At 66.2% G+C, this 19,352-nt stretch carries 16 protein-coding genes and 1 tRNA gene; 10 read left to right on the top strand and 7 right to left on the bottom strand.

Going from position 1 to position 19,352, the window contains the following annotated elements:
* The first annotated feature begins 114 nt into the window (after positions 1 to 114).
* Entirely contained in the window at positions 115 to 1,998 is a 1,884-nt protein-coding gene (locus DFO63_RS12830; RefSeq protein WP_119007142.1) for a M61 family metallopeptidase, read from the top strand.
* The gene (locus DFO63_RS12825; RefSeq protein ID WP_101765122.1) at positions 1,995 to 2,660 is read left to right on the top strand and encodes a lysoplasmalogenase; all 666 of its coding nucleotides are present in this window, start codon (positions 1,995 to 1,997) and stop codon (positions 2,658 to 2,660) included. The genes DFO63_RS12830 and DFO63_RS12825 overlap by 4 nt, the downstream gene beginning before the upstream one ends.
* A gap of 84 nt (positions 2,661 to 2,744) precedes the next feature.
* Here DFO63_RS12825 and DFO63_RS12820 read toward each other — a convergent pair whose 3' ends face one another.
* The 5 genes from DFO63_RS12820 to DFO63_RS12800 are packed head-to-tail and all read right to left on the bottom strand — an operon-like array spanning position 2,745 to position 8,765.
* A complete protein-coding gene (locus DFO63_RS12820; RefSeq protein WP_119007141.1) occupies positions 2,745 to 3,464 on the bottom strand; it encodes a hypothetical protein in 720 nt (239 codons plus the stop codon).
* Positions 3,461 to 4,417 (bottom strand): hypothetical protein, encoded by a 957-nt coding sequence (locus DFO63_RS12815; RefSeq protein WP_119007140.1) that lies wholly within the window; start codon positions 4,415 to 4,417, stop codon positions 3,461 to 3,463. The genes DFO63_RS12820 and DFO63_RS12815 overlap by 4 nt, the downstream gene beginning before the upstream one ends.
* Before the next feature lie 45 nt (positions 4,418 to 4,462).
* On the bottom strand, positions 4,463 to 7,258 hold the full coding sequence (locus DFO63_RS12810) for a TonB-dependent receptor (RefSeq protein ID WP_119007139.1): 2,796 nt from the start codon (positions 7,256 to 7,258) through the stop codon (positions 4,463 to 4,465).
* Positions 7,259 to 7,272: 14 nt separating this feature from the next.
* On the bottom strand, positions 7,273 to 8,241 hold the full coding sequence (locus DFO63_RS12805) for a FecR domain-containing protein (protein ID WP_119007138.1): 969 nt from the start codon (positions 8,239 to 8,241) through the stop codon (positions 7,273 to 7,275).
* Positions 8,238 to 8,765 carry a sigma-70 family RNA polymerase sigma factor gene (locus DFO63_RS12800; RefSeq protein WP_119007137.1) on the bottom strand — a complete coding sequence of 176 codons (528 nt, stop codon included), beginning with the start codon at positions 8,763 to 8,765 and terminating at the stop codon, positions 8,238 to 8,240. The genes DFO63_RS12805 and DFO63_RS12800 overlap by 4 nt, the downstream gene beginning before the upstream one ends.
* Before the next feature lie 238 nt (positions 8,766 to 9,003).
* Here DFO63_RS12800 and DFO63_RS12795 point away from each other — a divergent pair, with 238 nt between their 5' ends.
* The 4 genes from DFO63_RS12795 (at position 9,004) to DFO63_RS12780 (ending at position 13,734) form a co-directional block, all read left to right on the top strand.
* Positions 9,004 to 11,877, top strand: coding sequence for an autotransporter domain-containing protein (locus DFO63_RS12795; protein ID WP_119007136.1), 2,874 nt, complete (start codon positions 9,004 to 9,006; stop codon positions 11,875 to 11,877).
* Positions 11,878 to 11,974: 97 nt separating this feature from the next.
* Positions 11,975 to 12,979: a 2-hydroxyacid dehydrogenase gene (locus DFO63_RS12790; RefSeq protein ID WP_119007135.1), complete on the top strand. Its 1,005-nt coding sequence runs from the start codon at positions 11,975 to 11,977 to the stop codon at positions 12,977 to 12,979.
* Between the two features lie 50 nt (positions 12,980 to 13,029).
* A tRNA-Thr gene (locus DFO63_RS12785) sits at positions 13,030 to 13,105 on the top strand.
* 194 nt (positions 13,106 to 13,299) lie between these two features.
* The gene (locus DFO63_RS12780) at positions 13,300 to 13,734 is read left to right on the top strand and encodes a hypothetical protein (protein WP_032127569.1); all 435 of its coding nucleotides are present in this window, start codon (positions 13,300 to 13,302) and stop codon (positions 13,732 to 13,734) included.
* A 118-nt stretch (positions 13,735 to 13,852) separates the two neighbouring features.
* On the opposite strand, the gene DFO63_RS12775 is transcribed toward DFO63_RS12780, so the two are convergent.
* Positions 13,853 to 14,188 (bottom strand): hypothetical protein, encoded by a 336-nt coding sequence (locus DFO63_RS12775; RefSeq protein ID WP_049446437.1) that lies wholly within the window; start codon positions 14,186 to 14,188, stop codon positions 13,853 to 13,855.
* 13 nt (positions 14,189 to 14,201) lie between these two features.
* Complete coding sequence (locus tag DFO63_RS12770) at positions 14,202 to 14,837, bottom strand: GyrI-like domain-containing protein (RefSeq protein ID WP_101765132.1); 636 nt, start codon at positions 14,835 to 14,837, stop codon at positions 14,202 to 14,204.
* Positions 14,838 to 15,189: 352 nt separating this feature from the next.
* Here DFO63_RS12770 and cyoA point away from each other — a divergent pair, with 352 nt between their 5' ends.
* Genes cyoA through cyoD form a run of 4 tightly spaced genes read left to right on the top strand, consistent with a single transcriptional unit; the run spans position 15,190 to position 19,206 of the window.
* Positions 15,190 to 16,230, top strand: coding sequence for a ubiquinol oxidase subunit II (gene cyoA / locus DFO63_RS12765; protein ID WP_049446433.1), 1,041 nt, complete (start codon positions 15,190 to 15,192; stop codon positions 16,228 to 16,230).
* Positions 16,231 to 16,232: 2 nt separating this feature from the next.
* Entirely contained in the window at positions 16,233 to 18,230 is a 1,998-nt protein-coding gene (gene cyoB / locus DFO63_RS12760) for a cytochrome o ubiquinol oxidase subunit I (RefSeq protein ID WP_014036395.1), read from the top strand.
* Positions 18,227 to 18,865 carry a cytochrome o ubiquinol oxidase subunit III gene (cyoC, locus tag DFO63_RS12755; protein ID WP_049446432.1) on the top strand — a complete coding sequence of 213 codons (639 nt, stop codon included), beginning with the start codon at positions 18,227 to 18,229 and terminating at the stop codon, positions 18,863 to 18,865. Before cyoB ends, cyoC begins: the two co-directional genes overlap by 4 nt.
* Positions 18,865 to 19,206: a cytochrome o ubiquinol oxidase subunit IV gene (cyoD, locus tag DFO63_RS12750; RefSeq protein WP_014036396.1), complete on the top strand. Its 342-nt coding sequence runs from the start codon at positions 18,865 to 18,867 to the stop codon at positions 19,204 to 19,206. The genes cyoC and cyoD overlap by 1 nt, the downstream gene beginning before the upstream one ends.
* The last annotated feature ends 146 nt before the right edge of the window (positions 19,207 to 19,352 follow it).

Genomic DNA, 19,352 nt, shown 5'->3' with positions numbered 1-19,352 from the left:
GTTCGCACGCTTTTGGGCATGGGTGGATGGGCGCTCGCCCATGACCTTTGGCCATGGGGCAGGGCAGCGCACAGGCCTAGCATCGGAGGATTCTCCGTTGTTGGAAGTTGCCCGATGAAGACCCGAGCCCTGGCGATGTCATTGCTGTTCGCGCTGGCGGCCACGCCTGCACTGGCGCAGACCTCGCCACCGGCCAATGCGGCGGCTCCCGGCCTGCTGCGCATCGATGTGGACGCGCGCGATCTGGCCCGGCGCATCTTCAAGGTGACTGCCACCGTACCGGTCAAACCCGGACCGATGACCCTGCTGTACCCGCAGTGGATTCCCGGCAACCATTCGCCCACCGGCCCGATCGACAAGCTGGCCGGCCTGCGCGTGACCGCCAACGGCAAGCCGCTGGCCTGGCAGCGTGACCAGTACAACGTCTATGCGTTCAAGGTGGACGTGCCCGAGGGGGTGAGCGAGATCGTCGCCCACTTCGACTTCCTGTCCTCGCAGGGCGGCAGCCAGGGCCGGGTGGTGATGACCCCGGAGATGCTCAACCTGCAGTGGAACGCCAACTCGCTGTACCCGGCCGGGGTGGATGCACGCAACCTGCAGGCGCAGGCCAGCGTGACCCTGCCCAAGGGCTGGTCGTTCGCCACTGCGCTGGAGACCGCGCGCCGCGATGGCGATACCGTGGTGTTCAAGCCGATCTCCTATGACCACCTGGTCGATTCGCCGTTGTTTGCCGGCGAACACTACCAGCGCATCGATCTCGATCCGGGCGCGAAGGTGCCGGTACACCTCAATGTGTTCGCCGACGAGGCCAAGTCGCTGAAGCCGAGCGAGGCACAGATCTCCATGCATCGTGCGCTGGTGCAGCAGGCCGACAAGCTCTACGGTGCGCGTCACTACAACCACTATGAATTCCTGCTGGCGTTGACCGACCGCCTCGGCGGCATCGGCCTGGAGCATCATCGTTCCAGCGAGAACAGCGCCGACCCGGGGTACTTCACCGAGTGGGACAGCAATGCGTGGATGCGCGACCTGCTGCCGCATGAGTACACCCATTCCTGGAACGGCAAGTACCGTCGCGGCGCGGATCTCGCCACCGCCAACTTCAACACGCCGATGGGCGACAGCCTGCTGTGGGTATACGAAGGCCAGACCCAGTTCTGGGGACAGGTGCTGGCGGCGCGTTCGGGCCTGTGGTCGACCGCGCAGGCGCGCGACATGCTGGCCAATGTGGCCGCGACCTATGATCGTGGCCGCCCCGGACTGGCCTGGCGCCCGCTGCAGGACACCACCAACGACCCGACCATCGCGCAGCGCCGCACGCTGCCTTACCGCAACTACCAGATGAGCGAGGACTACTACTCCGGCGGCCAGATGCTGTGGCTGGAAGTGGAGGGCAAGCTGCGCGAACTGAGTGGTAACCGGCGTAGCCTGGATGATTTCGCGCGCGCCTTCTTCGGGGTCGGCAACGGCGACTGGGACGTCAATCCCTACACCTTCGACGACGTGGTCGCGACCTTGAACGGCATCGCGCCGTACGACTGGGCGACGTTCCTGCGCGGTCGCCTGGATGGCCATGGTTCGTTGACCGGTGGCCTGGAACTGGCTGGCTGGAAGCTGGTCTACCGCGATACTCCGAACGACGCCTACAAGGCGCAGGAAAAGCGCGCGAAGGCGGCGCTGCTCGCCTATTCGCTGGGCGCGACCGTGCTCGACAGCGGCGTGGTCGGCGACGTGATCTGGGACAGCCCGGCGTTCAATGCCGGCCTGGCGCCGGGCATGAAGGTGATTGCCGTTGGCGGCCGCGAGTACAGCAGCCAGCGCTTGAAGGATGCAGTAGCCACGGCGGCGAAGGACAGGGCGCCGATCGTGCTGCTGGTGAAGCAGTTCGACCGCATCGAAACGATGAACATCGACTATCACGGTGGCCTGCAGTATCCGGTGCTGGAGCGCATCGCCGGCAAACCTGACCGCCTTGCGGATCTGTGGAAGGCACGATGAAGCCGCGCGCCCGCGATGGTCTGATCCTGCTGATGGCGATCCTGGCCATCATCGGCGCGTTCCTGCACGGTGACGGGCGCTGGCTGCATTGGCTGGCCAAGCCGACCACCACGCTGCTGATCGCCGCCATCGCCTGGCGGGTGCGTGATCCCGCGCAGCCGTTCTACCGTCGCGCGGTGCTGGCCGGCATGCTGCTGTCGTGTGTGGGTGACATCGCGCTGATGCTGCCGATGGACGCGTTCGTACCGGGGCTGGTGGCGTTCCTGCTGGCGCACCTCTGCTACATCGTCGCCTTCCGCGATGGCCTGCGTGCCGGGCGCGGCCTGCTCGCCGCCAGCGTCCTGCTCGGCGCATTCGCTGTACTCAATGTACTTGGCCTGTGGCCGCACCTGCCTGCACCGATGCGTATTCCGGTGCTGGCGTACGTGGTGGTGCTGGCCTCGATGGCGGTGCTGGCACTGGCACGCCAGTGGCGCCGGCCACAGCCCGCTACCGTTGAAGCCAGCAGCGCGCGCTGGGCTGCCGCCGGTGCGCTGCTGTTCGTCGCCAGCGATTCACTGCTGGCCTGGGATCGATTCGCAGGAGGCCTGCCGCTGGCCAGCCTGCTGGTGTTGTCCACCTACTACGGCGCGCAGTACGCCATCGCCCGCTCGGTGAAATAGCAAAAAAGGGGACGGAGGGGATTAAGTCGCAGACGGCACCAAGGCACAAACGACTTAATCCCCTCCGTCCCCTTTTTGCGTCGACTATCGGTGGCTTGTGCTGCGCAGGGCACCCTGTGCGTCGAAGGAGAGGCGTGCGGACTGGCGATCACCGGCGACCTCGTCCGGCAGCCAGACCAGAGTGCCCCCCTTGCGCACGATCACATAGACGTGACCGACTTCACCCGGTGTGCCCATCAAGGCGTTGCGCTGTGCCTGCAGCGCCTGGGCGACGCGTGGCACCGCCTCGAAATCGATGTTGGCCAGCGCTGTGCTGCTGCGGCGCAGGGTGATGGTGGGGGCGAAGCGTTGCGGATCGACCGGGGCGCCCTTGCGCCACTGGCCGCGCTCGAAATGGTAGCTGTCCACGCGCGAGGGGTGCTGCGGATCGACCAGGTCCAAGTTGATGCGGCCGTCATCATAGAAGTGGATGCTGTGGAACACCGTCAATCGATGCCCGGCCAGTGCCGGCAGTTCTTCGAGTGCCTGGCGAGCCGCCAGCAGATGGTCGGCATCGAACAGGCGATTGCTGCGCGCGGGAATCGGCGCAGGCTGCGGTCCGGCAGGCACGGTAACGCCGGGCGCAAGCGATGCAGGCTGTTCGCGCGGCGCCTGCGACGAAACGAATGGCGGCAACCGATCGGCCTGCACCGAATGGCCCAGCGTTTCGCCCAGCGTCTGCAGCGCACCCCCTGCGATGGCAACGCCGGCCAGCACCAGCAGTACCACGGAGAACACCAGGCGGGTCGAGGGCGGCTGCTTCATATACCCTCCAGGCGCACGTTACCGCGATCTTCCGGGTCGTACAGCAGCGTGACCTGCTCGCGGGGAAGGTTGGCCAGCTCGATCAACGGGATGAAACGGCGCACGCTCACCTGCTGTACGCCGCCTTCGCGGTCGATGTACTCCAGCTGGAATTCCACCTGCGGCTGTTCGTTGAGGTAGGTGCCGGTCTGGCGCAGCTTCAGCACCTTCGCCTCCACGCCGATGCCGCGATACTTCAGCGCGTCACCGCGGGCATCGGCCTGCAGCACGCGACCCAGCAGGCGCAGGCCCAGCGCATAGCCGCACAACACCAGCGGACACACCAGCAGCGGATGGCCGAACGACAGGAAGGTCCAGCCCAGGCCTTCGCTCTGCAGGCGATAGGCGAACACGTAGGCACTGGCAACTGCGACGATGCCGATGGCCGCGCCGATGCCGCGACGCCAGAGGCTGCCGACATCCAGTTCGGGCTCGGCGCCCTCCAGCACCACGTTGGGGAACTCGCCCGGCGCACTGCTCACGCGTGCCTCGATGCGCTTGCCGGCGATGAAGCGTTGCAGTTGTGGCTTGCTGTCGACCACCAGCATCTGTTCGCTGATCGGTGTGCCGGACAGGTTCTGGAAGCGCAACTGCAGCTTCCACTGTGCGAAGCCACGTACATGCGCGCCGGTCTGCCCGGCCTGTTCGATCAGGGCATCACGCAGCTCACCGTCGGCCAGGATCGAGCGCACCCGATGCAGGGCGCGCGGTGGGCCCAGCAGCAGGTAGTGCAGGAAGGCGAGCAGCAACGCCAGCCACAGGGCCAGCGACAGGGCGAGCAGCAGCAGTGCCAGCCAGGGTGCGCTGCGGTCGGCCAGCTGCACCGGCCACGACGTGCCGAAGTAGAGAATGCACGGGAAGGGCAACGCGAAGAACAGCAGGAACGCGCCCCAGAACCAGAGATAGGCCTTCATGGGGTGGTGGGGGACCGATGGAACAGGGCGCGTAGGGTACTACGCTCAGCGGATCTGCAGGGTCAGCAGGAAGTAGCGGCCGAGTGGGTCGTCCAGCCCCGGCATCTGCCCGCCATTGCCGACCAGATAGTTCACCGGTTGCGTGTCGAGCACGTTGTGCACGTCCAGCGCAGCGACCACGCGCGGCCCCAGGCGTCGCGCGAGATGCAGGTTCCAGCGCAGCTGGCGGGGGTTCATGCAATGCTTCTGCCCGCGCTGCTCCTCCGGGCATTCCGCACCGGGCAGCCAGGCGCGCGTGCGCCCCACCTGGTTGCCGCGCAGGGCGATGTCCCAGTTGCTGTTCTGCCACTGTACGTTGAGCACGGCAGCCATCGTCGGCGTGACATGGCCGCGCAGGTCCACCGTTGCATCATGGCCACGTTCGCGGCGCAGTTCCTGCTGTTTCAGCGCATCGAGCGAGAACAGCCACTGGCCGGTGCTGCCGGTGTCGATGTGGTACTCCCCGCGCAGTACCCAGTTGCGCGAGGTGGTGCGGCCGATGTTGTCGAAGGACAGGCGCAGGCTGCTCAGGTGGCCGTCCTCGTCCAGCTCCCAGGTGCCGCGGTTCCACACTGCGTCGGTCGGTTGCAGGGCCAGGATCTCGTTGCGCAGTTCGACGATGTTGTGCGTGAGTGACAGCGAGAACGTGTCGGTCGGCGTCCAGGTCGCGGCCAGGGAATGACTGAGCGACCGCTCGGCCTTCAACGCATCGTTCTCCACCACGTCCACGGTGACGCTGCAGCGTCCGTTGCCGGTGCTCTGCGCGCAGTCGGGCAGTGCGCTGGAGGCGGGCAGTTCGATCGCGCCGAAGTAGCCCGGTGGTCGCCGCTGTTCGAACAGGCTGGGCGCACGGTAGCCGCGCCCGCTGGCAAGCAGGAATGACCACTGCGGCGTGGGGCTCCAGCGCAAGCCCACACGGGGCGAGAAGGCCTGGTAGTCGCCATCGCGGTCCCAGCGTGCTGCCAGGTCCATGCGCAGCGTGTGCGCCAGGGGCAGGCCGAGTTCGGCGTAGGCGCCGCCACTGCGGCGCGCCAGGTGGCGCTGCTCCTGCGGCAGGCCCAGCGCCAGGTCACCCTGGCTCAGCAGTGCGTCGGGATGCGAGGTCCAGCGTTCCTGGCGCAGGTCGATACCGGTGGCCAGCTGTGCGTGGCCGCCGGCCAGCGGCATCAACTCGCGCTGCATGCCCCACCAGCCCTGCCATTGTTCAGTGCGGCCACGGTTGCGGATCGACGGGAACAACTGCTCGGCCGCGCCTGCCGGCAGCGACGTGAAGCCGGGCAGGAAGTCCAGCGTCTCCGCCGCACGCAGCAGCGGCTCGGCGCGCACGGTGCCCGACGTGGACAGGGTGACATCGCTGCGTTGTGCACTGATGCCGGTGTCCCAGCTGCGCCGGCCCTGGTCACGGCCGATGCCGAAGGTGACGTCGGCGTCGGTGGCGCGTACATGCGGGCGCACGTTGCCGGCTTCGCGCAGCACGCTGTTGAAGGTGAACCCATACAGGCCGATGGCAACGGCGGTCGGGCCAAGGTCGAAGCGCTGCCGGTTGTGGCTGGCACGCGCCTCGGCGTAGGCATAGCGACCTTCGCCGCGTTCATGCCGGTAGCGCAGGTAGGCCGAGGCGGTGTCCGAGGCCGGTTGCAGCGAGCGCGGGCGCGCGCTGTCGAACCAGCAGGCACCATTGCGCCGCTTCAAGGGCCCTTCGCAGCGTTTTGCCGGCCAGTAGCGCCCATCGCGGAACGCGCCGATCAGGTACTGCGAGGTTTCCGCATGCCATTGGCGGCGATCACCGGCCACATGGTCGATGCGGTGCAGGTCGATGCCGGCGAACCAGCGGTCCCCTCCGTCGCGCACGCCACCGGTGGCCGCCTGCACGCGATACTGGCCGGCGTCACCGCGCCCGCTCAGGCCGGTCTGCAGCATGGCTTCAGGGCCGTCGGCCTGGTCGCGCAGGATGATGTTGACCACGCCGGACATCGCGTCGGCACCATAGATGGCGGAGGCGCCGCCACGCACCAGTTCGATGCGTTCGACGAAGCTGAGCGGGATTCCCCCAAGATCGGTGAGCCCACCCTGTTCCAGCGACACCATGGGATAGCGTGGCAGGCGCCGGCCATTGACCAGGAACAAGGTCGCACGCGGGCCCATGCCGTCCAGGCTGGTGGTGGTGGCCGCACCCACCGGCAGGTACTGCGAATCGCCGCTGCGCGAGGTGCTCATCGCCGGGTGGCCGTTCATGCCCGGCAAGTGCCGCAGCAGGTCGAACAGGCTGCCGTAGCCGCTGCGCAGGATGTCATCGCGGTCGATGATGGTGACCGGCAGCGTGGTCTGCACCGAGGTGCGCGGCAGCCGGCTGCCGGTGACATGGATCGGTGCCAGTTCCACCTGTGGTGGAGCGTCTGCGGCCTTGTGTGGCGGAGGTGCCGCGGGCGTGGCGCGTGCCGCGACCGACGGTGGCGATGGCGGCGTGGGGTGGGTGCGGCGGACGACGAATCCGCCAGCAGGCGTACGCAGGATGTTCACCGGCATGCCGGCGACCAGTTCCTTCAGGGCCGCGGCCGCATCGCGGTGGCCATGGGTGCCGGCCGTGCGCAGGCCATCCAGCTCACGTGCATCGAACAGCAGGGCAATGCCGCTCTGTCGCGCCCATTGCTGCAGGGCCGGTGCCAGCGGGCCCGAACCAACATCGACCTCCAGGGTGCCCGCCTGCTCGGCGGCACCGGCAGACGGCAGCGCGGGGATGCTCAGCGCGAGGCAGAACAGGGTGCGGAGCAGCCCCCTCCGCAGCGCGCCCGGTACTGCCATCACCGCAGGCCTCCTCAGTACGTGCGGCGCAGTTCCAGCGCGCCATCCGGTCGCGTCTGGCCAGCCACCGACCAACCCAGTTCCAGTGCCGACAGCAGTTCCTGTGCGTCGCCGGCACGGAAGGTGCCACTCACCGCCAGGTTGGCGATCTCCGGATCGGCGATCACCAGCGGCGTGCGGCCGTAGCGGTTCATGCGTTCGACCACGATCGACAGCGGCGTGGCATCGAACACCAGCTGTCCCTGCAGCCAGCCTTCAGCGGCGGTATTGGACGACAGCGCCGGGCCGGGCTGGATGCGGCCCGACGGCAGCACCTGCAGCTGCTGGCCGGGTGCCAGGGTGTGCTGGGTCCCGCCATTGCAGACCTCGACCGCGCCCTCCAGCAGCGCGACTTCGACCAGGCCGTCGTGCAGGCGTTCCACCTGGAAGGTGGTGCCGATGTCGCGGATGGTGCTGTCGCCGGCGCGCAGCTGCAGCGCCTTGCCCGACGGCGCAACCTGCAGCTGCACGCGCCCGCGCTCCAGTACCAGGTTGCGGTGGCGCCAACCGAAACGGGCGTGCAGGGTGGTGCCGGCATCCAGCGTCGCTACGCTGCCATCGGCCAGCGTCTGTTGCCGGGGCTGGTGGGAATCGTTGGCATAACGCAGCGGCGCAGGGTTGCCGTCGACCGCCACCATCCAGCCGATCCCGACGGCCAGGCAGACGCCTGCGGCAGCGGCCAGCGCCGGCAGCCAGCGGCGCCGCACCGGCCGCGCCACGCGTGCCGCGGCAGTGCGAAGCCACGGGTCGGCGGCCAGTTCCTCGCCCTGCTGGAATAGCGTCTCGGCCTGGATCCAGGCCGAGACATGCGCCGGGTCTTCGGCCAGCCAGTCCTCGAACGTCTCGCGCTCGGCCGGCGTACAGTCCGCAGCTTCCAGCCGCGCCACCCAGGTGCTGGCGCGTTCGAACAGCTGGGTGTCTTCCCTGGGCCTGGCGTGACTCATCCGTTGTCCCTGTCGTTGTGCAGCGGATCCGATCCGAGTTCCTGGCGCAGGCCCTGCAGGGCGCGGGCGATATGTTTTTCCACGGTCTTGGCAGTAATTCCACAGTGCCGCGCGATCTGCGTATAGCTCATGCCGGTGATCCGGTTGAGCAGGTACACCTCGCGCGCGCGCTCGGGCAGCTTGAACAGGGCCTGCCGCAGCAGGGACAGCATCTGCCCGGACTCGGCCTGGCGCAATGGATCGGGCGACGTGCTGGAAGGCTCGTTGCCGCCATCATGTTCGGCGAGGGACAGATGCGGCCGCGACTGCGACGAACGGCCGCGGTCTGCCAGGCGGTTGCGGGCGATACGATACAGCAGCAACCGCAGCTCTTCGGCACTGTGCGCGCGATAGCGGATCAACCGCTCCATGCAGTCCTGCGCGATGTCCTCGGCATCCTCCGGCCCAACACCGCGCGTGCGCAGGAACGCGCACAACGGCGCGCGTTCTTCCCGCACGAACGCAATGAACGCGTCCGTCGGCACGGACAGGTCCGGCGCGCGATGGATCAGAGGAGAGGGGGTGGACAGGGCTGGCCTCGTGCTTCGGTGGCAGGTGCGTCTTCGAGTTTTACGCGACGATGACCGGATGGGGAAGAGTGTGCAGGGCCCCTGATTCCATTGTGAATGCATTCATGTTTCGGGGGGCGGTGCGCTGGGGGAGATCGCACCGCCCGGACGTTGAACTCTTGACCCGTGTGTTGCGGGTGGAGAGAGAGAACATATGAAGCATTCGAAGTTGAGCCTGGCCCTGGCAGGGCTGATGGGTATCACCGTCATCGCGGCGGCTGATGACGTCATGGCGATGAATTATCACGTGCAGGATGATCGCGTCTTCCTCAGCGGCGGCGTAACCGTTGCCGATGTGGTGGCGCTGCCCGCGCTGCTGGCCAAGGCGCAGGCCGAAGGCCGCCCTATCCGCGAAGTCGTGCTGCGCACCTCCAATGGTGGCGCGCTGATCGCCGGTGAGTGGCTGCAGGCGATGATCCGCACCCAGGGCCTGGACACCATCGTGTCGGGCCACTGCATTTCGTCCTGCTCGATCATGCAGTCCGGTGGCGTCAACCGCTACCTCGGCGGCGATCTCCCGCTGGTCGACTCGGTGCAGATCCATGCCGCCAGCAGTGGTGGCAGGATCACCTACGCACCGTCGCCGCGCATGACCCAGATCTACACCGGCAACTATGGCGGCGGCATGGATGCCGGCCTGTTGCACAAGGCCATGTACGAAGTGGTGGCGCCCAATGGCCTGCTGGTGTTCCGCGACCCGGCGCGCACCACGGGTACCTCGGTCACCTTCGATCCGGATGGCAGCGGCAGCAAGCTGGAGTCATTCCCGGGCCAGGACATCCGCAGCAACAACATCATCAACACGGCAGGCTACCGCGATCCAGGCGACACCCTTCGTGTCACCAGCAACGTCAGCGGCGACATCAACCCGGGCTACCTGCGCACCGCGCGCCAGCTGCAGGCCTTCGTCGACGACGATTTCGCGCGCTGGAACACCGACTGGGCCAGCACCTACATCAACTATGCGGTGAGTCTGTACAACGCCTCCACGCGGGGGCCGAACGGCATCGGCGCACAGTCGCTGCAGCAGATGCTCGCCGACCCCGACCTCCAGGAGGAACTGCGCGGCCAGCTGCGGCTGGCCGATCTGGATGCCTCGACCCTGGCCAGTTCGGCGGGCGTGATCCGTGTCAGCAATGGCGCCACCTGGCGCACCGCCGAAACCACCGGCGCCGATTTCATGCTGGTCGACAACGGCACCATCGCACTGGAGGGTGGCGCGCTGCGCACCCCCGAGCTGCGGGTGATGCCGGGCAGCATCGTGGTTGGGCATGGCGACATTGCATCGGTTGGCACGGACAGCGATGCATTGCTGGATGGCACCGGCCCGTCCTACCGCGAAGACGGCTTCAACCGCCTGCGCGTGTTCGGCACGCTGATGCCACGAGGCGGCGATCTGGTGACCCACGGCTACGTCAACATCATGCCCGGCGGGCAGGTGCTGTTCGATGTTACCGAGGCCGGTGGCACCGGCAGTGGTCGCCTGCGCGTCGGCAGCTTCTACGATGGCGGTGCCGAAGAGGGGGCGCTGGTGATCGCGCAGGGCGCACACCTGGCCTTGAACGTCGCCCAGGGCTTCTACGCCGGCGCCTACCGCCGCGACCTGGTGGAAGGGCCGATCTACCAGGGCGGTTTCCAGGATGTCGTGCGACTGGGCGACACCGGCTACAGCGCCAGCATCACTGCGGGCGAAGTATTCCGCCCGCGCCACAATTCGCTGCTCAGCTTCAACGTCAACCAGACGGCCGACGGCCTGTGGCTGACCGCCAACCCGGGCTTCGACCAGCTGGGGCTGTTTGCCAACGGCACCTCCGGCGATGGACTGGGGCGCGCGCTGGCAGCCGCATCGGATCGCCAGGACAGCGGCCTGAAGTCGCTGCTCGGCGCGCTGCAGTTCACCGACCGCGATGTGATCGCACAGCAGGCCGGCGCCCTGCGCGGTGATGCCCATGCCAGCCTGCGCCTGGCCGACAACGCACTGCTGGGCAGCATCGGCAACGTGGTGCAGCAGCACCAGGCGGCGATGCGCAGTGGCGGCGATGCCGATGGCCTGGCCTCCCAAGCGGCGCAGTCGGTCTCGACGCAGCCGGGCATGCGCCATGGCAGCCTGTTCAACCAGCTGGCCATGCATCTGGTCGAACCGGCCGGCGAAGTGACTGGCGGTGGCGGTGCGACGGGACGCAGCCATGGCCTGTGGGCGCGCGGTTTCGCCAGCCATGGCCGCATCGACGCCGACGGTGGCGTGGCCGGCATGAGCCACAACATCGGTGGCATCGTGGTCGGTGCCGATACCCGTCTGGCCGATGACCGCGTCACCCTGGGTGTCAGCGTGGCCGCGGCCGACATGTCGACCAAGGCCAGCGACGGCTCCGGCTTCAGTGGTGACGTGCGCGCGCTGGACGTGGGCGGGTACATGGATGCGACCTATTCGCGTGGCTACCTGTCGGCGGCCGTGCGCTACACCGATCTGCGCCATGACACCCGCCGCAACCTCTCCGCCATCGAGGGCCTGCAGCAGCCGCTGCGTGCCCGATACAGCAACGATGCGGTCTCGGCGCGGGTCGAACATGCGTTCTCCTTCACCACCGGCAAGGGACTGGTGATCCAGCCGCTGTTGCCGGTGGTGGATTACGCGCGGACCTCGGCCACCCGTTTCAACGAAGGGCAGGGCGCCGGTGCGCTGGTGGGGCGTGGCGGCAGCCTGGAGAGCATCCGCGTTGGTGCCGGCCTGCAGTTGTTCAAGACCTTCGAGGGCAACAACGGCGAGCGCATCACCCCGCGTGCCCGCGTGGTCTGGCAGAAGGAGCTGGGCGATTCACAGGCGCGCTACAGCACTGGTTTCGCTGCGGCCCCGGACCTGGTGTTTGGTGCCAGCAGCCAGGCCGTGGGCGAGCAGGTGCTGGCCTGGAACGTGGGCGTGACCAGTCGCGCCAGCGAGCGCCTGTCGATCATGGCCGACTACGTGGGTGAGCGCCGCGACGGGCAGATCCAGAACGGCGTGATGCTGGGCCTGGGCTATCGGTTCTAAGTGGTACTCGGCCCCGGCGATATCCGTATCGCCGGGGCCATCCCATCAGGGCAGGTGCTGCGGTATGGTCGGCAGGGAACTCCAGCCAGGCCCGTCCATGCAGATCGCCGTTTTCAGTGCCCGCCCCTACGATCGTCGCTTCCTGGACGAGGCCAACCAGCGCGATGCGGCCGGGCAGGGCTTCGCGTTCGTGTACTTCGATGCCGCGCTGGACGTGCATACCGCCGCGCTTGCGCAGGACTGCGCCGCCGTCTGCGTGTTCGTCAACGACCGTCTCGACGCGCCGGTTCTGCATGCCCTGCATGCGTTGGGCGTGCGCGCCGTTCTGCTGCGCTGCGCCGGCTTCAACAATGTGGACCTGGCAGCCGCGAAAGCGCTGGACCTGTTCGTCGCACGGGTACCGGCCTATTCCCCCGAAGCCGTGGCCGAGCATGCGCTGGCGCTGGTGATGACGCTCAACCGGCAGACCCATCGCGCCTACAACCGCGTGCGCGAGGGCAACTTCATGCTCGATGGCCTGCTCGGACGCACCCTGCATGGGCGCACGGTCGGCATCGTCGGCACCGGCAAGATCGGCCTGGCCACCGCGCGCATCTTCAACGGCATGGGCTGCACCGTGCTGGGGCATGACCCGTATCCGTCGCCAGCCTTCGCCGGCGTGGGCGACAGGGTGGGCCTGGATGAACTGCTGGCGCGCGCCGACATCGTCTCGCTGCATTGCCCGCTGACGCCCGATACCCAGCACCTGATCAACGACGCCTCGCTGGCGCGGATGAAGACCGGCGCGATGCTGGTCAACACCTCGCGCGGCGCACTGGTGGATACCCATGCGGTGATCCGCGCGCTGAAGTCGCGGCGGCTCGGCCATCTGGCCATCGATGTCTACGAGCAGGAAAGCGCACTGTTCTTCCAGGACCTCTCGGGCGAGATCATCGACGACGAGGCCTTCCAGCGCCTGATGACCTTCCCCAACGTGCTGGTGACCGGCCACCAGGGCTTCTTCACCGTGGAGGCGCTGCAGGAGATCTCGTCGATCACGCTGGGGAACCTGCAGGACTTCGCCGAGGGGCGGGTGTGTGCGAACCGGGTGGAGGCGGGCTGAGCCGGGTGGATTGACCGCCGGGGCGCCCAGCCCGTAAAATCGCGGGCTCCGCCGGAATAGCTCAGTTGGTAGAGCGGCGCATTCGTAATGCGTAGGTCGCAGGTTCGACTCCTGTTTCCGGCACCAGTTGTAATGAAAAGCCCCGGCCTTGGTCGGGGCTTTTTGTTTGGATTGTGCTGCCGGGCGCGGGCCCAAGGCCGGCGGAAACGTCTGATGGAACTGCGGGCATGTACCTGCTCGGTCGAGGTCATTACCATTGCCGATGTGGATTGCTTGCGGCGCTGGACGGGGCAAGTCAGTTTCAATCAACAGGGGATGTCATGAAGAAGATCGTGGTGAGCCTGATGGCGTGCGTCGTTCTCGCCGGCTGTGCGACCCGTCAGATCAGCTCCGAACAGGCGCAGCCGGTGCCTGCCGAGCGGATTTTCGCCTTCAATGGGATGGGGGACAGTGCTTCCGGGCAGGTAATCGTCACGCGCGACGTCGGCGCGGTTGGTGGGGCGTGCCCACTTGCACTGTATATCGACGGCACCCTGGCAGCCCATCTGCAGCGGGGAGAGTCTGTCTCGCTGTCTGTGCCTGCCGGCAATCGCATTGTCAGCGCAAGTTTCGCGGGCAAAGGGCTCTGTTCGTGGGGGGATGAATCGGCGCACAGGCGCGAAATTTCCCACGTGGTCACGGCGGGTGGCAGAACCAAGATCCGTCTCGCATTGACCCATGATGGTGTGATTCAAATCGGTCCGACCGCGTTCTAGACGCACTCCACGCAAGACGAGCAGTTACATCAACAGGAAGCCCTGGCCGTTGCCGGGGCTTTCTGTTTGTGCCCGAAGGGAAAGGTCGGTCGGCAACGTCACCGATGCAAACACAGCTTCATTCACGTCCAACGATCACTGCACCCCGAGCCAGCCACCCCCCGAGCTGCCGGAGATAGCCACCTGCTGCTCCCGCCGATGCGCCGATCAGCAGGCGTGCAAGCACTCTGGTCCCGCGCGCGGCCCGCTCCCGCATCCAAGGCAGTACCGCCACCATCTGCGCACCCAGCAACAGCACCAGCACGTCCAGCCCGAGCGCGTCCACCACCGGCAGCAACGGCGACAGCGCCGGATTGCAGGCCAGCACGATCACCAGCGCAGCACCCAGCACGGCCATCAGGCGGCGCCCGGCGGGCAGGGTGGTCCAGTGCAGCAGTCGGCTGATCAGGCGCATGGCGTTCCTTGTGTCACGTGCAGGAGTCCTCATCAGGCTCAATCGGGCGCACCGGCTGCCGCAGCACGGTTTTCAGCCGCGCGGCGTCGGTCCTGCGCGGGTCGCTCAGGTAGATCTCATGATGGGGGCCGGCAAAGGTGTATCCCAGTGCGGGCATCAATTCGTCATGCAGATGCGCCAGGGTGGGGCCTTCGTCGTCGTAGGCGCCCACGTGCAAGGTCTGCAGGCTGGGCCCCTCGGCAAGGATTTCATGGCGAAGGCTGGGCGGAGCCTCTCCCAGCTTGGTGCGCGCCTTGCTGATCGCGGCCTGCCACTGTGCAGGGGCGATGCCCTCGGGTGTGCGGATCATTACGGTCCAGGCCCACTCATCCTTCCGCCGCGCGACGAAGCTGGCCGGATCCTCGGCGCTCCACAGTGCTTCCAGCGGTGGCACCACGTAGTCCTGGCCCATGGCCTTCAGTGCGAACTTCAGTGCATAGCTCACCGAGTACAGCCACTGCACGGCCTGCAGGTAGGCGGGGGCCGTGTTCGGATCACCGTGGCCGTCGACCATCACGTAGGGCAGGGGCGGTACATCGACCCGTACGAACCTGCCGGCGGGCGGTTGATAGAGCGCCCGGTCGCGCTTCCTGAAGTCGATCTTGTCCACGGGTCTTCCTCCTGCGCCGAGCATCCCATGCCGGGCACCCGCCCGCACGCCTGAACATGTTCAGATGACTTTGCCGAACGAGGGCGGACCGCCGGCCAGCAGCTGATGCTAGGATGCCGCCCCCGGGCGTCCTGCCCGCCGCGCCTGCGCGGTGCGACAACGTGTCGCAGCCAGAATCGGGCCTTTCCTGCGCTCGATCATTGTCAATGCCTTTCTTAAATGGTGGGTGACGGCCTAAAATTGAAAGGCTGACTCGACCCCACCTCCCTGCCTGTCTTCCGGACCGGTGGGACCGGCTTTGGCCGGAACAGGCAGGACGGGGAACGGCATTCCCTCGCAATTGGATCGACCGATGATTCCGTTGAAAACCCTTGGGCGCTGGTTGCGCCCGGGCCTGCTGCTGTCGTTGCTGGTGATGCTCACCGGTTGCGATGCGGTGGCCATCCTCAGTCCGAAGGGCCAGATCGGCCAGGATGAGAAGACCCTGCTGATCACGGCCACCGTGCTCATGCTGCTGGTCGTCATCCCGGTCATCATCATGACCCTGACCTTCGCGTGGAAGTATCGCGCCTCCAACACCAAGGCCCGCTACGAGCCGAAGTGGTCCCACTCGACGGCGATCGAGGTGGTGGTGTGGTCCATTCCCTGCATGATCGTGCTGGTTCTGGCGGTCCTGACCTGGCGCTCGTCGCACGCACTGGACCCGTATCGTCCGCTGGATTCGGACGTCAAGCCGGTCACCATCGAGGCGATCTCGCTGGACTGGAAGTGGCTGTTCATCTATCCGGAAGAGAAGGTGGCGGTCGTCAACGAAATCAAGTTCCCGGTCAACACGCCGCTGAACTTCAAGATCACGTCCGATTCGGTGATGAATGCGTTCTTCATCCCGCACCTGGGCAGCATGATCTACTCGATGGCTGCGATGGAGACCAAGCTCCACCTGATCGCCAACGAGACCGGTGAATTCCCGGGCATGTCCTCGCACTACAGCGGCGCGGGCTTCGCCAAGATGCACTTCACCGCCTACTCGGTCACCGATGCCGAATACCGCCAGTGGCTGGACCAGGTCCGCGCCGGCGAGCAGACCCTGGACAAGGCCTCGTTCAAGGCGCTGGGTGAAGCACGCAACGCCGAGTGGTACCCGGTCACCTACTTCGGCAAGACCGAAGAAGGCCTGTTCGACTGGGTCATCGCCAAGCACATGGGCGACAACAAGCATTACGGCATGAAGCACTCGCACGCTGGTGCCGCCGCTGCCGATGCCGCCAGCCATGAAGCGCACGAGGGCCATGCCCCCAGTGACGCGCATGATTCCAAGGAATCGGGTGAAAACCTGGATGCCAACGAACACGAACACGCAGGCCATGCCGGCCACGCGGGTTCGGGAGAATGAACATGTTGGGAAAACTCTCTCTTGAGTCGATCCCCCACGATCCGATCGTGCTGACCACCCTGGTCGGCGCGGTGCTGGGTGGCCTGGGCGTCATGGCCCTGATCACCAAGTTCAAGCTGTGGGGCTATCTGTGGAAGGAGTGGTTCACCTCGGTGGACCACAAGAAGATCGGCGTGATGTACCTCATCGTCGCCTTCGTCATGCTGCTGCGCGGTTTCTCCGACGCCATCATGATGCGTACCCAGCAGGCCATCGCCGTCGGTGGTTCCGAGGGTTACCTGCCGCCGCACCACTACGACCAGATCTTCACCGCCCACGGCGTGATCATGATCTTCTTCGTGGCGATGCCGCTGATCACCGGCCTGATGAACCTGGCCGTGCCGCTGCAGATCGGTGCGCGCGACGTCGCGTTCCCGTTCGTCAACTCGCTCAGCTTCTGGCTGTTCGTGTCCGGCGCGGTGCTGATCATGCTGTCGCTGTGGATCGGTGAGTTTGCTGCCACCGGCTGGCTGGCGTTCCCGCCACTGTCGGGCATCGAATACAGTCCAAGCGTCGGCATGGACTACTACATCTGGGGTCTACAGGTCGCAGGCCTGGGTACCACGCTGAGCGGTATCAACTTCTTCATCACCATCCTGAAGATGCGTACCCCCAGCATGAAGCTGATGCAGATGCCGGTGTTCACCTGGACCGCCCTGGTGACCAACGTGCTGATCGTCGCTGCCTTCCCGGTGCTGACCATCACCCTGGTGCTGCTGACCCTGGACCGTTACCTGGGTACGCACTTCTTCACCAATGACGGTGGCGGCAACGCCATGCTGTACATCAACCTGATCTGGATCTGGGGTCACCCGGAGGTGTACATCCTGGTCCTGCCGGCATTCGGTGTGTTCTCCGAAGTCATCGCGACCTTCTCGCGCAAGGCGCTGTTCGGCTACAAGGGCATGGTCTACGCCACCGCCTGCATCGGCGTGCTGTCGTTCATCGTGTGGCTGCACCACTTCTTCACCATGGGTTCGGGTGCCAACGTCAATGCCTTCTTCGGCATCACGACGATGATCATCTCGATCCCGACCGGCGTGAAGATCTTCAACTGGCTGTTCACCATGTTCCGCGGTCGCGTGCACTTCACCACCCCGGTGCTGTGGACCATCGGCTTCATGGTCACCTTCGTCATCGGCGGCATGACCGGCGTGATGCTGGCGATTCCGGCCATCGACTTCGTGCTGCACAACAGCCTGTTCCTGATCGCCCACTTCCACAACGTCATCATCGGCGGCGTGGTGTTCGGCATGTTCGCCGGCATCACCTACTGGTGGCCGAAGATGTTCGGCTTCCGCCTCAACGAGTTCTGGGGCAAGTGCGCGTTCTGGTGCTGGTTCATCGGCTTCTACGTGACCTTCATGCCGATGTACGTGCTGGGCTTCATGGGCATGACCCGTCGCCTGCAGAGCACGGTCAACCCGGCCTACGAGCCGCTGCTGCTGATCGCCGCCGCAGGTGCCTTCATCGTTGGCGCCGGCATCCTGTGCCAGATCATCCAGGTGGCCGTGTCGATCCGCGACCGCAAGAAGACCGTCGACCTGACCGGCGACCCGTGGGACGCCCGTACGCTGGAGTGGGAAACCTCTTCGCCGCCGGCCTTCTACAACTTCGGCACGCTGCCGGAAGTCACCGAGCTGGACGATTTCTGGGAGCGCAAGCAGCGCGGTGAAGCCTGGCCGAAGCCGGCCAAGTACACCGACATCCACATGCCGCGCAACACCGGCACGGGCGTTGTCATCGGTGCCTTCAGCCTGGTGTTCGGCTTCGCGATGATCTGGCACATCTGGTGGCTGGCCATCGTCGGCTTCGTCGGCATGATCGCCACGTTCATCTACCGCACCTTCGACCAGGACGTGGACTACTGGGTCCCGGCCGCCGAGGTGGAACGCATCGAGAACGAACACCGCAAGCACCTGGAAGCCCAGGGCCTGGTGAAGTCGGAGCTGAAGGCATGAGCACCAATACCTCGACCCTGAGCCACGGGCACGCCGCGCACGCGGCGGCCCATGGCCATGACGACCACGAGCACCACGACACCGGCGGCAATACCGTCTTCGGTTTCTGGGTGTACCTGATGAGCGACTGCCTCATCTTCGCCTCGCTGTTCGCCACCTACGTGGTGCTGTCCGGCGGTACCGATGGTGGTCCCACCGCGAAGGACCTGTTCGAGCTGCCGTTCGTGGCGTGGGAAACCGCGCTGCTGCTGACCTCGTCGCTGACCTTCGGCCTGGGCATGATCGCCATGCACCGCAAGCAGGTCGGCCAGATGTTCCTGTGGCTGGCGGTCACCTGGCTGCTGGGCTTCGGCTTCATGTGCATGGAAGTCTATGAATTCCAGCACCTGATCCATCAGGGCTACGGTCCGGACCGCAGTGCCTTCCTGTCGGCGTTCTTCGCCCTGGTCGGTACCCACGGCCTGCACGTCAGCGCTGGCCTGCTGTGGCTGCTGGTGATGTTCGTGCAGCTGAAGAAGTACGGCCTGACCCCGACCAACAAGACCCGCATGGCGTGCCTGAGCCTGTTCTGGCACTTCCTGGACCTGATCTGGATCGGCGTGTTCTCCGTCGTCTACCTCAATGGAGCGCTGTAATGGCACATGACAACCATGCACACGACCACGCCGCCGGCGGCGAGAGCCACGGCAGCGTCAAGTCCTACCTGATCGGCTTCGTGCTGGCGGTGGTGCTGACCGTCATCCCGTTCTGGATGGTGATGTCGGGCGACTTCTCGCGCACCGTCAACGGTGTGGTGATCGCGGTCACCGCGGTGCTGCAGATGCTGGTCCACCTGGTGTTCTTCCTGCACCTGGACCGCTCTTCGGAAAGCCGCTGGAACGTCAACGCTGCGGCCTTCACCGTTGTGGTGATCGGCATCATCGTGATCGGCACCCTGTGGGTCATGCACAACATGAACGTGCACATGATGCACTGACGTCCTCGCGACGTTGCTACGCAGAAAGGCCGCCCTCGGGCGGCCTTTTTGTTGGCGGCTGGATGGGGTCGGATCCCTGGCCGCAGGCCAGGGCTCTGACCCCGGGGCCCCGGTAGATCCAGGCCACGCGTGGATGGGGTTGCGTG

It is taken from the genome of Stenotrophomonas sp. AG209 (assembly GCF_003550055.1).
Classification (GTDB): Bacteria; Pseudomonadota; Gammaproteobacteria; order Xanthomonadales; family Xanthomonadaceae; genus Stenotrophomonas.
The sequence above is the reverse complement of the archived record's forward strand: the minus strand, read 5'-3'. Positions and strand labels throughout refer to the sequence as shown.

What these genes read in the sequence shown, in the direction of transcription:
- DFO63_RS12830 (WP_119007142.1), top strand. Translation starts at nt 115, where the DNA reads ATGAAGACCCGAGCCCTGGCGATGTCATTGCTGTTCGCGCTGGCGGCC.
- DFO63_RS12825 (WP_101765122.1), top strand. Translation starts at nt 1,995, where the DNA reads ATGAAGCCGCGCGCCCGCGATGGTCTGATCCTGCTGATGGCGATCCTG.
- DFO63_RS12820 (WP_119007141.1), bottom strand. Translation starts at nt 3,464, where the DNA reads ATGAAGCAGCCGCCCTCGACCCGCCTGGTGTTCTCCGTGGTACTGCTG.
- DFO63_RS12815 (WP_119007140.1), bottom strand. Translation starts at nt 4,417, where the DNA reads ATGAAGGCCTATCTCTGGTTCTGGGGCGCGTTCCTGCTGTTCTTCGCG.
- DFO63_RS12810 (WP_119007139.1), bottom strand. Translation starts at nt 7,258, where the DNA reads ATGGCAGTACCGGGCGCGCTGCGGAGGGGGCTGCTCCGCACCCTGTTC.
- DFO63_RS12805 (WP_119007138.1), bottom strand. Translation starts at nt 8,241, where the DNA reads ATGAGTCACGCCAGGCCCAGGGAAGACACCCAGCTGTTCGAACGCGCC.
- DFO63_RS12795 (WP_119007136.1), top strand. Translation starts at nt 9,004, where the DNA reads ATGAAGCATTCGAAGTTGAGCCTGGCCCTGGCAGGGCTGATGGGTATC.
- DFO63_RS12790 (WP_119007135.1), top strand. Translation starts at nt 11,975, where the DNA reads ATGCAGATCGCCGTTTTCAGTGCCCGCCCCTACGATCGTCGCTTCCTG.
- DFO63_RS12780 (WP_032127569.1), top strand. Translation starts at nt 13,300, where the DNA reads ATGAAGAAGATCGTGGTGAGCCTGATGGCGTGCGTCGTTCTCGCCGGC.
- DFO63_RS12775 (WP_049446437.1), bottom strand. Translation starts at nt 14,188, where the DNA reads ATGCGCCTGATCAGCCGACTGCTGCACTGGACCACCCTGCCCGCCGGG.
- cyoA (WP_049446433.1), top strand. Translation starts at nt 15,190, where the DNA reads ATGATTCCGTTGAAAACCCTTGGGCGCTGGTTGCGCCCGGGCCTGCTG.
- cyoB (WP_014036395.1), top strand. Translation starts at nt 16,233, where the DNA reads ATGTTGGGAAAACTCTCTCTTGAGTCGATCCCCCACGATCCGATCGTG.
- cyoC (WP_049446432.1), top strand. Translation starts at nt 18,227, where the DNA reads ATGAGCACCAATACCTCGACCCTGAGCCACGGGCACGCCGCGCACGCG.
- cyoD (WP_014036396.1), top strand. Translation starts at nt 18,865, where the DNA reads ATGGCACATGACAACCATGCACACGACCACGCCGCCGGCGGCGAGAGC.